Annotated in this window: 14 protein-coding genes; 9 read left to right on the top strand and 5 right to left on the bottom strand. The window is 61.1% G+C overall.

Annotation, left to right across the window (positions count from 1 at the left end; translation table 11 throughout):
- Positions 1 to 95 precede the first annotated feature (95 nt).
- The 9 genes from gpmI (at position 96) to BXY39_RS09725 (ending at position 9,367) form a co-directional block, all read left to right on the top strand.
- Positions 96 to 1,673, top strand: a complete 1,578-nt coding sequence (gpmI, locus tag BXY39_RS09765) for a 2,3-bisphosphoglycerate-independent phosphoglycerate mutase (protein ID WP_121938666.1) — start codon at positions 96 to 98, stop codon at positions 1,671 to 1,673.
- On the top strand, positions 1,651 to 2,985 hold the full coding sequence (locus BXY39_RS09760; RefSeq protein ID WP_170163738.1) for a murein hydrolase activator EnvC family protein: 1,335 nt from the start codon (positions 1,651 to 1,653) through the stop codon (positions 2,983 to 2,985). The genes gpmI and BXY39_RS09760 overlap by 23 nt, the downstream gene beginning before the upstream one ends.
- A gap of 225 nt (positions 2,986 to 3,210) precedes the next feature.
- Positions 3,211 to 4,587, top strand: a complete 1,377-nt coding sequence (locus tag BXY39_RS09755; protein WP_245999034.1) for a S41 family peptidase — start codon at positions 3,211 to 3,213, stop codon at positions 4,585 to 4,587.
- Between the two features lie 212 nt (positions 4,588 to 4,799).
- Positions 4,800 to 6,071 (top strand): divergent polysaccharide deacetylase family protein, encoded by a 1,272-nt coding sequence (locus BXY39_RS09750; protein ID WP_121938664.1) that lies wholly within the window; start codon positions 4,800 to 4,802, stop codon positions 6,069 to 6,071.
- A 5-nt stretch (positions 6,072 to 6,076) separates the two neighbouring features.
- Entirely contained in the window at positions 6,077 to 6,610 is a 534-nt protein-coding gene (locus BXY39_RS09745; RefSeq protein ID WP_121938663.1) for an RNA pyrophosphohydrolase, read from the top strand.
- A 64-nt stretch (positions 6,611 to 6,674) separates the two neighbouring features.
- Positions 6,675 to 7,283, top strand: coding sequence for a PAS domain-containing protein (locus tag BXY39_RS09740; protein ID WP_170163737.1), 609 nt, complete (start codon positions 6,675 to 6,677; stop codon positions 7,281 to 7,283).
- 215 nt (positions 7,284 to 7,498) lie between these two features.
- Positions 7,499 to 8,113 carry a phage tail protein gene (locus BXY39_RS09735; protein ID WP_121938661.1) on the top strand — a complete coding sequence of 205 codons (615 nt, stop codon included), beginning with the start codon at positions 7,499 to 7,501 and terminating at the stop codon, positions 8,111 to 8,113.
- A 19-nt stretch (positions 8,114 to 8,132) separates the two neighbouring features.
- The gene (locus BXY39_RS09730; protein WP_121938660.1) at positions 8,133 to 8,750 is read left to right on the top strand and encodes a phage tail protein; all 618 of its coding nucleotides are present in this window, start codon (positions 8,133 to 8,135) and stop codon (positions 8,748 to 8,750) included.
- 23 nt (positions 8,751 to 8,773) lie between these two features.
- Complete coding sequence (locus BXY39_RS09725) at positions 8,774 to 9,367, top strand: phage tail protein (RefSeq protein ID WP_121938659.1); 594 nt, start codon at positions 8,774 to 8,776, stop codon at positions 9,365 to 9,367.
- 56 nt (positions 9,368 to 9,423) lie between these two features.
- Here BXY39_RS09725 and BXY39_RS09720 read toward each other — a convergent pair whose 3' ends face one another.
- The 5 genes from BXY39_RS09720 to BXY39_RS09700 are packed head-to-tail and all read right to left on the bottom strand — an operon-like array spanning position 9,424 to position 14,361.
- Positions 9,424 to 9,828: a F0F1 ATP synthase subunit epsilon gene (locus BXY39_RS09720; RefSeq protein ID WP_121938658.1), complete on the bottom strand. Its 405-nt coding sequence runs from the start codon at positions 9,826 to 9,828 to the stop codon at positions 9,424 to 9,426.
- 45 nt (positions 9,829 to 9,873) lie between these two features.
- Entirely contained in the window at positions 9,874 to 11,298 is a 1,425-nt protein-coding gene (gene atpD, locus BXY39_RS09715) for a F0F1 ATP synthase subunit beta (RefSeq protein ID WP_121938657.1), read from the bottom strand.
- Positions 11,299 to 11,319: 21 nt separating this feature from the next.
- Positions 11,320 to 12,216 carry a F0F1 ATP synthase subunit gamma gene (locus BXY39_RS09710; RefSeq protein ID WP_121938656.1) on the bottom strand — a complete coding sequence of 299 codons (897 nt, stop codon included), beginning with the start codon at positions 12,214 to 12,216 and terminating at the stop codon, positions 11,320 to 11,322.
- A gap of 52 nt (positions 12,217 to 12,268) precedes the next feature.
- The gene (gene atpA, locus BXY39_RS09705; protein ID WP_121938655.1) at positions 12,269 to 13,801 is read right to left on the bottom strand and encodes a F0F1 ATP synthase subunit alpha; all 1,533 of its coding nucleotides are present in this window, start codon (positions 13,799 to 13,801) and stop codon (positions 12,269 to 12,271) included.
- Positions 13,801 to 14,361: a F0F1 ATP synthase subunit delta gene (locus BXY39_RS09700; protein WP_121938977.1), complete on the bottom strand. Its 561-nt coding sequence runs from the start codon at positions 14,359 to 14,361 to the stop codon at positions 13,801 to 13,803. Before BXY39_RS09700 ends, atpA begins: the two co-directional genes overlap by 1 nt.
- Between the last annotated feature and the right edge of the window lie 283 nt (positions 14,362 to 14,644).

Genomic DNA, 14,644 nt, shown 5'->3' with positions numbered 1-14,644 from the left:
CGGCCTTTTGACAACGAAGCGGCCCTTTGGCAACGAAACGATCCGGCGCCGGTCATGCGGCCACATGCCGAACAGGGACGCGAGGGAGCAGAGCGATGCACCGCGAAACCGTCATATTGTGCATCCTGGATGGCTGGGGGCACCGCGACGCCGTCGACAACAATGCGATCAAACTGGCCCGGACGCCGACCTATGACCGTCTGTGGGACACCGCGCCGCGGGCCTGGCTGAAAACCAGCGGCCGCGCCGTCGGCCTGCCGGACGGACAAATGGGCAATTCCGAAGTCGGCCACATGAACCTGGGCAGCGGGCGGGTTATCCAGCAGGATCTGCCGCGCATCAATGACGCCATCGCCGACGGCAGCCTGGGCGACCGCGCCGCCATGGCGGATTTCATCGCCGCGCTCAAGGCCAGCGGCGGCACCGCGCATGTGATGGGTCTGCTGTCGCCCGGCGGCGTCCACAGCCATCAGGATCACATGGCCGCCCTTGTCCGTCTGCTGGACCGGGCGGGCATTCCCGTCGCCGTCCATGCCTTTCTGGATGGGCGCGACACCGCGCCGCAAAGCGCCGGCGCCTTTCTCGGCAGGTTCACGGCCGATATCGCGGACACGCAGGCGGTCGTCGCCACCCTGTCGGGGCGGTATTTCGCCATGGACCGTGACAAACGCTGGAACCGTGTCGCCAACGCCTATCACGCAGTGGCACACGGCGCTGCCGCCCGCAGCGCGGACTGTGCCGCCAGCGGCCTGAAAGCCGCCTATGATCACGGCGAAACCGACGAATTCGTGACACCGACCTCGCTCGGCGGCTATGCCGGCATGACGGACGGTGACGGTCTGCTGATGGCCAATTTCCGCTCCGACCGTGCGCGTCAGATTCTGACGGCGCTGACCGATCCGGCCTTTGACGGTTTCGAGCGGGGCACGCCGGTTCACTTTGCCGCCACCGCCGGCATGGTGGAATATTCCAGCGCCTTGAATGCCTTTCTGCCCGCCCTCTTCCCGCCCGTCAGCGTCACCAACAGCCTGGGCGAGGTGCTGGCCGACAGGGGCATTCCGCAGCTGCGCATCGCCGAGACGGAAAAATACGCCCATGTCACTTTTTTCTTCAATGGCGGGGTGGAAACCGTCTTTCCCGGTGAAGATAGGGTCCTGGTCCCGTCCCCCGATGTGGCGACCTATGACCTGAAACCGGAAATGTCGGCACCGGAGGTCACCGACAAGCTGGTGCAGGCAATCGAAAGCGGCCGGTACGGCGCCATCATCGTCAATTTCGCCAACCCGGACATGGTCGGCCACACGGGCGTTCTCACCGCCGCGATCAAGGCGGTGGAAACCATCGATACCTGCCTGTCGCGCCTGGAACAGGCGGTCGCTAAAACCGGCGGCGCCATGCTGGTCACGGCCGACCACGGCAATGTGGAACAGATGCTGGACCCAGAAACCGGGGCACCGCACACGGCCCATACCAGTTTCGATGTTCCGGTCCTGCTTGTGAACCGCACGGTGCCTTTAAAAGACGGCTGTCTTGCCGATGTCGCCCCGACGGTGCTGGCCCTGATGGGACTGGACCGGCCGGCGGAGATGACGGGACACAGCCTGCTGGCGGCAGAGGATGACCACGCCCATGGACAGGATGCAGCCCCCCGTGAGGACCGTGCCGCATCCTGAGAGCAGGCGGCGGCACCCCTATCGCCAGACCCGGCGGCGCCGGGCCGGCGCGGCGGTTTTGCTGTCGGTTCTTGGCGTCATGCCCGTCCCCGCCGTCCCGATTGCGACGACGGGTACAGCCACTGCCCAGGAAACACCCGAGGATGCGCGCAAGCGTCTCGACGCGGTTGAAACGGAACTCCAGGCCCGGCAGACCCGCCAGGACGATCTGCGAAAGACCGCCGGTGTTCTTGAAAGCGAGGCCGGCACCCTCGCGTCGCGGCTCGTCGCCCTTGCCGCCGACATCCAGGATGCCGAACGCCGGGCCACACGGCTGGAGACGCGCATTGCCGACCTGTCCACCGAAGAACGGGCCCAGCGTATCCGCCTGGAAGACAGCCAAAAAACCTCCACACATTTGCTGGCGGCCCTTGAAAGCCTGTCCCGCCGTCCGGCCACGCTGGCGCTTCTCCGGCCGGGAGAAGCCGTGCGCACGGCCCGCAGCGCGCGGGTCATGGCCACACTGATGCCGCAGATCCAGACACAGGCGGCAGGACTGCGGACGGACCTGGCCCGTCTGAAAGACCTGCAACGCAGCCTGTCGGCCGAGCGATTCGCGCTGAAAGACACACTGGAAGACCTGAGCATACGGCGGACATCCCTGGCGCGCCTCAGGACCGAGAAGACACGCGCGGCCCGCCAGTCGAGAGCGGAAGCCGCCTTTGAAGCCGCGAGGATCTTACGGCTGGCGGAAGAGGCCGATTCGCTCCAAAGCCTGATCGAGAAACTGGAACGCGAAGCCGACGCCGCCCGCAAACGGGCCGCCCGTGAGGCGGCCGCGGCCGCCGCCCGGCGCAGCAGGCCGGCGACACCGGCACCGCCGACGCTTGTACGGCCCGATGCCATTACCGGACAGCCCCTCAGCGCGGTCAGGGGGCGACTGCCCTATCCGGCGGCAGGTTCCGTCAGCATGACGTTCGGCCAGCGGGACGGGGCCGTCCGGTCACGCGGCATCCGCATCCGCAGCCGCGCAGGCGCCCAGATTATCGCCCCTTACGAAGGGCAGATCTTGTTTGCGGGACCCTATCGGGGATACGGCAGGCTCTTGATCATCGCCCACAGTGGAGGATACCATAGTCTGCTGGCCGGTCTTGGCGATCTGTATGCACGCACCGGCGAGTGGGTTCTGACCGGAGAACCGGTCGGCGCCATGGCGGTCGAACAGCCGGCCACGGCGAATGAAGGCGGCCTGTATATGGAATTGCGGCACGCAGGCCAGGCCATTGACCCCCTGCCCTGGCTGTCACGGCAATCCGCAAGCGCGGCGCCGTGATTTACGGTTTGCAGAATGCGGCGTATCCGAACCGGGACAGGAATATGATCCGGTTCGAAACCATCAAATCAACGTGTGTTAAGAATTTAATGCCTGTTTTCGGCCATAATAGGCCTAGATAAAGTAAATGATGTTCAACGTGCCGGTTTCGGCATGTGATGAAAATCCCGCGACATGTGCAAGAGCCATGATACCGGCCGGTCAGAACGGGTGAAAGGATTTGGGATGCGGATTTGGAAAACAGCACGGCAGACGGCGCTCGGCATGGCTGTCACTCTGGCCCTGACAACGGGCCTGAGTATACCGTCGGGCCCGCCGGCCGCCGCGGCGGAAGATGATCTTTATGAGCATCTCAATCTTCTGATGCGTGTTTTCCAGCGTGTGCAATCCGAATATGTGGACGAAGTGGATGACCGCGAGGTGATCGAAGCGGCCATTCAGGGCATGCTGCGCTCGCTCGATCCGCACTCCACCTATCTCAACCCCGATGTCTATCAACAGGTTCGCGTCCAGATGGAAGGCGAATACGGCGGTCTTGGCATTGAGGTGCAGATGGAAGACGGGCTGGTCAAGGTGGTCTCGCCCATCGACGACACCCCGGCGGCCGAGGCCGGCATCGAGGGGGGCGACCTGATCAGCCATATCGATGGCCAAGCGGTCATGGGGCAGACCCTGACGGAAGCGGTGAAGAAAATGCGCGGGCCCGTCGGCTCTCCCATCAACATCACCGTCATCCGCGAGGGAGAGAGCGACCCGTTCGATGTGGAAATTGTCCGCGACCGCATTCTGGTGCGGTCGGTCCGTCACCGCGTGGAAGCGGAAACCATCGGATATATCCGCGTCACCACCTTCAATATGCAATCCGGCGAGGGCGTGGAACAGGCTGTCACCGCCCTCAAAGAGGAACTGGGCGGCCGGATGGACGGCGTGATTCTGGATCTGCGCAACAATCCCGGCGGCCTGCTGGATGAGGCTGTGCGTATTTCCGACGCCTTTGTCGAGAGGGGTGAAATCGTCTCGACCCGCGGACGCCGGCGCCAGAACAACAATCGCTGGTTCGCCACCGAAGGCGACATGCTGGACGGCCTGCCGATGGTGGTTCTGGTCAACGCCTATTCGGCGTCAGCGTCCGAAATCGTGGCCGGCGCCCTGCAGGACCAGCGGCGCGCGCTGGTCATCGGCGACCAGACATTCGGCAAGGGCACGGTGCAAAGTGAAATCCGCCTGGGCCGCGCCGGCGACCAGGCGATCCGTCTGACGACGGCGCGCTATTATACGCCGTCGGGCCGGTCCATCCAGGAACGCGGCATCGAGCCTGACATCGAGGTGCTGTTCCCCCGCGACAAGGCCCGCAAGGCCCGCAAGCCCCGCCGGGAAAAAGACCTGCAAAACAGCATCGACAATGACACGCAGGATGTGGACCGCGCCGGCGAGGTGGACGCCATGAGCGAAGAGGAAATCGCCCACATTGAAGCGCTGATCGAAGCCCAGAACGACTCCGACACCGCGCCGGCGGATATACAGCTTCAGTATGCGATCAAGCTTTTGAAAAATATCAGCATGCTTCCCATACCGCAAATCGCCGAGGCCCGGCCTGAATGATGCTTGACCTGACAGGCCCGTTTCGGAGAGGTTGACGCTGCGGTCGGCCAGACCCGGCTGTGCATGACCCGGCCCCGGCAAGTCACCGGAAGGCTTGCGGAGTGCGCGGGTCCGCAGTGGACCGGCGGTGTTTGGCGGAACGGACAGGGGGTCTTCCGGTCCGGAAACGGGCATGGAAGAACCGCCTTCGGTTTTGAAGGAAGTCTTTTCACGTGTCGAGCAATCTGAACCTACTTCTGGCGGCCTGGGCACTCAGCCTGGTTATCCTTGTCGGTGGCGGCCTGTTTCTGGAAGTCACCCATGAGGCGGCACCGGTGCACGCCCCCATGGCGGACCCGGACACAGACGCCGATATATCCCCGGCGCCGACCACCATGGCAGATGACGGCATGGTGGGTGACAGCAGGGTGGACGACAGGGCAACGGACGACATGCCCCGCACGCAGGATGCGCCGCTTACCGCCGCCCCCGAAACCATGTCGCCCCAGACCTCGGTCCCTGACGGCACCGCTGAAACCGTGACCGTCAAGACACCGGATGGCGCGCCAGAGTCCGACAGACCATTGCAGTCCGTTCAAGACACCGCACCAGCTGCCGGCACGGCACCGCAGGATAGCGCTGTAAGCACGGCGCCCTCTCCCGAGAGCGCGCCCGTCTCACGGCGCCGCTATCCGCAGCCGCCGAATCGCAGCGACCCGGAACTCCTGGAAGAAGCGCCGGAAGGGCTTCTGCCGCGTATTTCCCGCGATGGCCGCATGCCAGCGGAGGTTTACGCCGCGCGCGGACCGTCCGTGGGGGATAGACGCCCCCGCATTGCCCTAATGATCAGCGAACTGGGACTGCGCAGCCGCGTCACACAGCGGGCCATTGCCGACCTGCCGGCCCCGGTTGCGCTTGCCTTTTCACCCTATGGCAGCAACCTGGACGACTGGGGCCGGCGCGCCCGGGAGATGGGCCATGAAATCTTCATCATGGTGCCGATGGAACCGGTCAACTATCCACGGGACGACCCCGGTCCGCTGGCGCTTCTGGTGGAACAGACGGCGCAGCAGAATATCTCGCTTTTGCGGTCAAGCCTGGCGCAGATGACCGGCTATGCCGGTGTCGTCAACCATATGGGCTCGCGTTTTACCGCCGCCAGCGACAGTCTGCGTCCCATACTGGAAGACATAAAAAAACGCGGCCTGATGTTCGTCGACAGCCGCGCATCGCAATATTCACGGGCCGCGCGCATGGCCGACGCCCTGTCCATGGCGGTTGCCGTCAACAATCGCTATGTGGACAATTCCATCTCGTCCGAAGACATCGCCGCACAACTGCAACAGCTTGAAAACCAGGCACGCACGGCAGGTGCGGCCATGGGGATCGGACGGCCCTACCCGGTGACGCTGGAGGCCGTCAAACTGTGGGCGGCCGGCCTGGCAGAACGCGGATTTGTTCTGGTACCCGTGACCGCCATTGCCAACCGCCAACCGTTGCAGTGACCGCGATGCCATCCAACGATTCCGCACAGGACCACCACCATCGCCGCGCCCCGGCGCGGCTGCGGGCCGAACTGCCTTACCGCCCCTGTGTCGGCATCATGCTGGTCAGCGGCGGCGGGGATATCTTTGCCGGGGAACGGATTGATACCCCCGGTGCCTGGCAAATGCCGCAAGGGGGCATTGATGCAGGGGAAAGCGCGGAAGATGCGGCTCTGCGCGAATTGGAAGAGGAAATCGGCGTTCCACCGACTGTTGTCCGGCTGGAAGAGGCAACCGCCGACTGGGTCACCTATGACCTGCCCGATGACCTGCTGGGCAAGGTGTGGAAAGGCAGATATCGCGGCCAGAAACAGCGGTGGTTCCGCGCGCGGTTTCTGGGGCTGGACAGCGATATCCGCCTTGACACGGCCCACCCCGAATTCGCCCGCTGGCAATGGATGCGCCCAAAAGCCCTGTTGAAGGCGATCGTCCCCTTTAAACGCGCTGTTTACGAAAGCGTTCTGAACGAACTGTGTGGTGAAAAGATAAAAAATAATTAAAACTTTACACTTCCTTAATCCCGCTCTTTTAGTCATGCGCGCAGGGAAATCATGTGGGTTGAGGATGATCGGGTGCATAGACTATTGGGGGACGGAGAGCCTGCGCTCTCCGGATGCTGAAAGGCACCTGCGCGCTGTCACCTTTGTCGAACAGCCAACCCTGGAAAAATCGAAGGCTCTGCTGAACTACTGGTCCGCGCTGCCCCGACCCGACGGCAGTGGCCTGCCCCTGCGCACAAGCATGCGCCCTGCCGACCTGAAATCCGTTCTGAACAATATTGTCCTCGTGGAAGTGATCCACGCAGAGCAGGATTTTCGCACCCGCCTGACCGGTCAGAACATCTCAAAAGCGTTGCAGAACAGCAGCTGGTACAGGACCAGTGTCAAAAATGGAACGGATGAGGAACTGCGGCGCTGGTATTATATCTATTGCCTGGTCACGGAAATCGCCGTGCCCGTGATCGTGCATGGGGCTTTCTCGGATATCACGGGCCTCAGCGGTCGATTTGAGACAATTCTGCTGCCCTTCGGCTCAGACGTCGACACTGCCGATGATACCGATACGGCACATGCATCCGGCGGCCGTGTCGCATATCTGCTGACCCACACGGAAGGGCTGAGCCCCTCCAACACACTGGAACGCCAGCTTGGGCCTCTCCCTCAAAGAGTATGATATATAAAACGGGATGTATTGTGACGTGGCCACTGTACAGCCTTTAGTCCGGTCAGTTTTCTATTAAATATAGAATCCATCCCCCAAAAGGTCATATATACTGACCTTTAGCCATTTAAAATTGTGAAAATTATATTAATGGCATTATTTGCATTTTTATTTTTTTCGACCTTCGGTAGTCTATAGGGACTTGGATTAAACTGGAGGGAAAAAACATGTCGAGTTCCAGAGACCCTATCCTGGGTGAGATCACCTTTTTCGGCGGAACATTCGCACCGCACAACTGGGCCTTTTGCGACGGGCAGTTGTTGGCGGTATCCCAGTATCAGGCCCTTTTTTCCATTATCGGCAGCCAGTTCGGCGGTGACGGCAGATCCAGCTTCGCCCTGCCGGATTTCCGCGGCCGTCTGCCTGTCGGCACCGGCCAGCGGCCGGGCTCCGTCCATAACTACCAGCTCGGTGAAAAATCGGGGCAAACCTATGTCACGCTAAGCGAAGCGAACATGCCGGCGCACACCCATGGTGCCACACTGAACCATATGAATATCTATATGTACGCCACCACGGCGGACGGCACGCAAAGCACCCCGGCCACCGGCTCTGTGCTTGCCAAGGGCATCGGTAGCAACGGTGTGGACGTGGCGCAATATATAAGCTCCACCGCAACACCGACGCCAACCACCGTCAATCTGGGCGGTGTGGAAACGCCGTCGGGCACGTCGGACAATACCGGCGACACGGGGTTGGGGGACCAACAGTTCAACCTGATGCCCTATTACGCCATTCACGCCATTATCTGCACCAACGGCCTGTATCCCTCTTTCAACTGACAAAACCGGAGATTTCACCATGACAGCATTTCCCCTGATCGGCGAAATCCGCTTTTGGGCCAATGCCCGGCCCATGCCCGATGAGTGGTTGCTTTGCGACGGATCGCTTTATTCCATCGCACAATACACAGCGCTGTTCTCCATCATCGGCAATATCTATGGCGGCGATGGGCGCACCAGCTTCGGCGTTCCCAATCTGAAAGCACGCGCCATTCTCGGTCCGGGAACCGGCCCCGGCCTGCCAAGCTTTTCCATCGGTCAGTTTGGCGGGGTGCAATCGATCGCCCAATCATTCATTAACATGCCGTCACACCACCACAATATCGTCCACCAGGACATTCAGGGTGTATCGGTCAAGGCCGCGACGGACACAGCAACCAGCCCCGGTCCGGTGTCGGACGGCTATCAGGCCAGTGCGGAATTCGTATCCGGCCCGCAGCCAAGAAAGCCCGTCAGGCGCTACAAGAACAACCCCAGTCCATCCAGTCTTGTGGAAGTGGGCGGCGCGTTCGTCGATGCCAGCCTGACCATTCAGGATCAGGGACAGGCGGCGCCCCTCCCACGGGAAAACCGTCAGCCCAATATGGCACAGGCCTTTTACATCGCCTGGGACGGCGAATATCCACAACGCAGCTGACCGCAGAACAGAAAGGGTCAATCATGACTGCCAACAATTATTATTATGGCGACATCGTCCTGTTTCCATCGACGCGCGTTATGGTGGATTTCGCCCCGTGCAATGGGCAGCTCCTACCCATTAACGATAATACCGCCCTGTTTTCCCTGATCGGAACCCAATATGGCGGTAATGGAACCACCAACTTCGCCCTGCCGGATTTCCGCGGGATTACACCGACCGGCCTGCCCCTGACAGGCACCACCTTCCAGCAGGAGGTGGGCGTGGTCACCGGGCAGGAACAGGTGACGCTGGTAGCGGCAAACCTGCCCCAGCACACGCACAGCCGGCCATCGCAATTCGCGCTGACCGTCAACGCAACGACGGAAGATGCCGACCTGCAAGTCCCCGCCGAAGGCAGCTTCATGGCGACAAGCGTGCATCCGCAGGGTGTCCAGGTATCGACCTACGCACCCAGCGGCACACAACTAGACACCGCCCTCAACACTGTCACCGGCGCAACAGGGTCGGTCTCCGTATCGTCGGCGGGGGCAAGCGTGCCCTTCAGCATCATGCAGCCCTATACTGGGATGGGTTTTTTCATCTGCATCGACGGGCTTTACCCGCAACTGCCATAAAAGGAAAAGGCGGCCCCTGAAAGGCCGCCTTTTTCAATACCCGTAGGATCTGTTTTCTAGAAAATCACGTCTGAGAGAGCTGTCATCCATCCCAGTTCCTTTTCCAGGGCGGCACGCTCCACATCGTCCTTGGCGTCCTCGATATCCTCGCGCGTGTCGGCCATCTGTTTTTCCAGAATGGCGGCGTCCACATTGTTCAGGTCAATGGTTTCCTCGGCCAGAAGGGTCAGCGACGTATCGTCCACCTGGGCCAGCCCACCCTTGACGAACAGACGGTCAGGCACCGCGCCGTCATGCTCGGAAATTTCGACAATACCAGGACGCAGCGTGGACAGCATCGGTGCGTGCCCCGGCAGGACACCAAAATCACCGTCCGTGCCCGGCACTACGACCGAAGCGACAGACCGATCGGCCAGCAGCCGCTCGGGAGAAACGATTTCAAGGCGAAACTGGTCAGCCATGCGGGACAATCCTATTGCGTTTGCCGTTCACTCTTCAAAGGCAGCTTAGGCTGCCTCTTTCGCCATTTTCTCGGCCTTGGCGACCGCCTGATCGATAGAGCCGACCATGTAGAAGGCGGCTTCCGGCAGATGATCATATTCACCCGCCACGATCGCCTTGAAGCCGGCAATGGTGTCTTCTAGGGCCACAAAGACACCGGGGAAGCCGGTGAACACCTCAGCCACATGGAAGGGTTGGCTGAGGAAACGCTGGATTTTCCGTGCACGGGCAACGGTCAGCTTGTCTTCCTCGGACAGTTCGTCCATGCCCAGAATGGCGATGATATCCTGCAGGGATTTGTATTTCTGCAGCACCTCCTGCACCTGACGGGCGACGGTATAATGTTCTTCACCGACCACCAGCGGGTCAAGGATGCGGCTGGTGGAGTCAAGTGGGTCCACGGCCGGATAAATGCCAAGCTCGGAAATCGCCCGGTTCAACACCGTGGTTGCGTCCAGGTGGGCGAAGGATGTGGCCGGCGCCGGGTCGGTCAGGTCATCGGCAGGCACGTAAACGGCCTGCACGGACGTGATCGAGCCCTTTTTGGTCGAGGTGATGCGCTCCTGCAGCGCCCCCATGTCTGTGGCCAGCGTCGGCTGATAGCCCACGGCGGAGGGAATACGACCCAACAGCGCCGACACTTCCGAGCCCGCCTGGGTAAAGCGGAAGATATTGTCGACAAAGAACAGAACGTCCTGGCCTTCCTGATCGCGGAAATATTCCGCCTGCGTCAGACCGGTCAGTGCCACACGGGCACGGGCGCCAGGAGGTTCGTTCATCTGACCGTAAACCAGCGCGGCTTTGGATTCACCCTCGAGATCGATCACGCCTGAATCGATCATCTCGTGATAGAGGTCATTGCCTTCACGCGTCCGCTCGCCCACGCCCGCGAATACGGAGTAACCGCCGTGACCCTTGGCGATATTGTTGATCAGTTCCTGGATAAGGACGGTCTTGCCCACGCCCGCGCCGCCGAACAGGCCGATCTTGCCGCCCTTGGCATAGGGGGCCAAAAGGTCGACGACCTTGATACCGGTGACGAGGATTTCCTGTTCCGTCGACTGGTCTTCAAAGGCGGGCGCGTCGGCGTGGATGGGTGCGGTCTGTTTGGCGTTGACAGGACCGCGCTCGTCGATCGGCTCACCGATCACATTCATGATACGGCCCAGCGTTTCCGGCCCGACGGGGACAGAGATGGCCGCGCCCGTGTCCGACACTTCGCCGCCGCGCACCAGACCTTCGGTGCTGTCCATGGCGATGGTCCGTACCGTGTTCTCGCCCAGATGCTGCGCAACTTCCAGCACCAGGCGCTGGCCGTTGTTGTCGGTTTCCAGCGCATTCAGAATGGCGGGCAAATGGTCGTCGAACTGCACATCGACAACAGCGCCGATAACCTGTGTGATGCGACCGGTAATGTTGGTGGCAGCCATGTGCTACTCCTGCTTCCTATCTTAAAGCGCTTCCGCGCCCGAGATGATCTCGATCAGTTCCTTGGTGATATATGCCTGACGTGTCCGGTTATAGGTCAGCGTAAGACCGTCTATCATGTCGCCGGCGTTGCGGGTGGCGTTGTCCATCGCGGTCATGCGCGCGCCCTGTTCGGATGCGGCATTTTCCAGAAGCCCCCGGTAAATCTGTACGGCCACATTGCGCGGCAGCAGATCGTCCAGAATGGATTCCTCATCCGGTTCATATTCATAGGCCGCATCGCCAGTACCAGCTTCACCGGCAGGCTCGTCATCATTGGCCGCGCCAACGGGGGCCGGGATCAACTGCTGACGGGTCGGTATCTGTGCGAGCGCCGACTGAAAACGGGAATAGAACAGCGTCGCAACGTCAAACTCACCGCGATCAAAACCGGCCAGCACATCGGAGGCAATGGCTTGCGCATCGGCAAAGCCGAGCTTTTTAATCCCCGCCATATCCTTCAGGCCGACAATATGGTCCTTGAACTCCCGGCTCAGCAGGGCGTGGCCCTTCTTGCCGACACAAAAAATCTTCACCGTTTTGCCGCCGGTCAGCAGACTGCGGATATGTCCACGCGCCGCCTTGACGATGTTGGCATTGAAACCGCCGCACAGGCCCCGTTCGGATGTTGCGACGATCACCAGCTCCACCTCGGACCGTCCGGTCCCGATAAGAAGCGGCGACGCCCCCGGCTGGTCCTGGACGGCAGTCCCCAGGCTGGTCAGCACCTTTTCCATACGTTCGGCATACGGCCGGGCAGCCTCAGCCGCCTCCTGCGCGCGACGCAGTTTGGATGCCGCCACCATTTTCATGGCTTTGGTGATCTTCTGCGTCGACTTGACCGAATTGATCCGGACTTTCAGGTCCTTGAGGCTTGGCATCAAAGAAACCTTTCTTTACTTAGCGAAGCGCCAGTGCCGCACGCCGCCAGACTTAGCTGAAAGCCTTGGCAAAGGTGCCCAGGATAGATTTCAGCTTGTCGCTGGTGTCGTCGCTCAGCTTCTTCTCGGACCGGATCACGGCAAGCAGATCCGCATGCTTGGCGCGCATTTCGCCAAGGAACTGCTGCTCGAAACGGGTGACATCGCCGGTCGGCACATCATCCAGATAACCATTTACACCCGCAAACAGGGTCACCACCTGTTCTTCCACAGGCAGGGGCGAGTATTGCGGCTGCTTCAGCAGTTCCGTAAGACGGGCGCCCCGGTTCAGAAGCTTCTGCGTGGCGGCATCCAGATCGGAGCCGAACTGGGCGAACGCTTCCATTTCGCGGAACTGCGCCAACTCCAGCTTGATGGAGCCCGCCACCTGTTTCATCGCCTTCACCTGCGCGGAGGAGCCGACACGGCTGACCGACAGGCCGACGTTAATGGCCGGACGCACACCCTTATAGAACAGATCCGTCTCAAGGAAGATCTGACCATCGGTGATGGAGATCACGTTGGTCGGAATATAGGCGGATACGTCACCGGCCTGCGTCTCGATAATCGGCAGCGCGGTCAGCGATCCGGCCCCCTCGGCATCGGACAGCTTGGCGGCACGCTCAAGAAGACGGCTGTGCAGATAGAAGACGTCACCCGGATAAGCTTCGCGGCCCGGCGGGCGGCGCAGCAGCAGGGACATCTGACGATACGCCACGGCCTGCTTGGACAGGTCATCATACACGATCACGGCATGCATGCCGTTGTCGCGAAAAAATTCACCCATGGTGCAGCCGGTGTAAGGCGCGAGGAACTGCAGCGGCGCGGGCTCAGACGCGGTGGCGGCAACGACGATGGAATAATCCAGCGCGCCCTTTTCCTCCAGCGTCTTGACGATCTGCGCGACGGTGGACCGTTTCTGCCCCACGGCGACATACACGCAGAACAGTTTCTCACCGTCTTCCTTGGCGGCGTCGTTCACCGTCTTCTGGTTGATGAAGGCGTCAATGGCAACCGCCGTCTTACCGGTCTGCCGGTCACCGATGATCAGTTCCCGCTGGCCACGCCCAACCGGCACCAGGGAGTCAATCGCCTTCAAACCGGTCTGCATGGGTTCATGCACCGATTTACGCGGAATGATGCCCGGAGCTTTCACTTCAACCCGCTGGCGGGTCACATCGGTCAGCGGTCCCTTGCCGTCAATCGGATTGCCGAGCCCGTCGACAACACGGCCCAGCAGCCCCTTGCCCACCGGCACGTCCACAATGGCGCCCGTCCGCTTGACGGTGTCGCCTTCCTTGATGGTGCGGTCATCGCCGAAGATCACGACACCGACATTGTCGGTTTCAAGGTTCAGCGCCATCCCCTTGATGCCGCCGGGAAATTCAACCATTTCACCGGCCTGCACCTGGTCAAGACCATAGATGCGGGCAATCCCGTCACCCACCGACAGCACGGTGCCGACTTCAGAGACTTCGGCCTCATTACCGAAGGATGCGATCTGGTCCTTCAGGACCTTGGAGATTTCCGCCGCACGGATTTCCATTACTGAACCCCTTTCATGGCGATTGCGAGGTTATCGAGCTTGGTCCGGAGCGAGCCGTCGACCATGCGAGAACCAACCCGGACCACGATGCCGCCGATCAGGCTTTCGTCCACCTGCTCCTCGACGGCCACATCACGACCCATGGCGAGTTTGAGTTTTTTCGTCAGATCCGCAAGCTGAGTCTTGGTCAGTGGGCGCGCGGTCGTCACCTCGGCGGCGATTTCGCCGCGATGATGCGCCAGCAGTCTGCCGAAATCACGGATCACAGCCTTCACATATCCAAGACGACGATTCGCCGCCAGGACACCCAGCGTGTTTTTGGTCAGCGTGTGAAAGCCGGCCTCTGCGGCTACTTTCACAATCGCGGAAGACTGTTCGGTCCGGCTGATCAGGGGCGATGACACAAGCTCGCGCAATTCAACGCTTTCACCTAGCAACATGCCCAGCGCGTCCAGATCGCCGGCGACGGTGTCCAACACCTTTTCCGCCTCAGCCATCTCGAAGAGAGCCACGGCATAACGGCCGGCAATCCCTGAAACAATCCCTGTAAGCGAAGCCACGACCGGCAATCCCCTAAATTATTAGCGACCCCTATCAGGGCCGGATCCTTCATGCACCGGCAGGCAAAACATCCTTTGACCGTAAAGAATGACGTCTTCGCCTGCATCGGCGGGGCCGGTCTGTCCTGCGGGGGCGTATGGGCCATGCCGGTTGCGGGTGGCAACTGTGCGGGAACACGCCCGCGCATCTTAAAACCACTGCCTTTTCCGGCATAACCCGCCCGTCCAAGAGCAAAGACCGGCTGGAATGCGGGACCCCTCTAGCACATGGTTTTATGGGGGG

Origin of the sequence: Eilatimonas milleporae (genome assembly GCF_003688555.1) — a bacterium.
In the GTDB taxonomy this organism is placed as follows: Bacteria; Pseudomonadota; Alphaproteobacteria; order Sphingomonadales; family Kordiimonadaceae; genus Eilatimonas; species Eilatimonas milleporae.
Note: the sequence above shows the minus strand (reverse complement) of the source record. Positions and strands in the feature narration are given on the sequence as shown.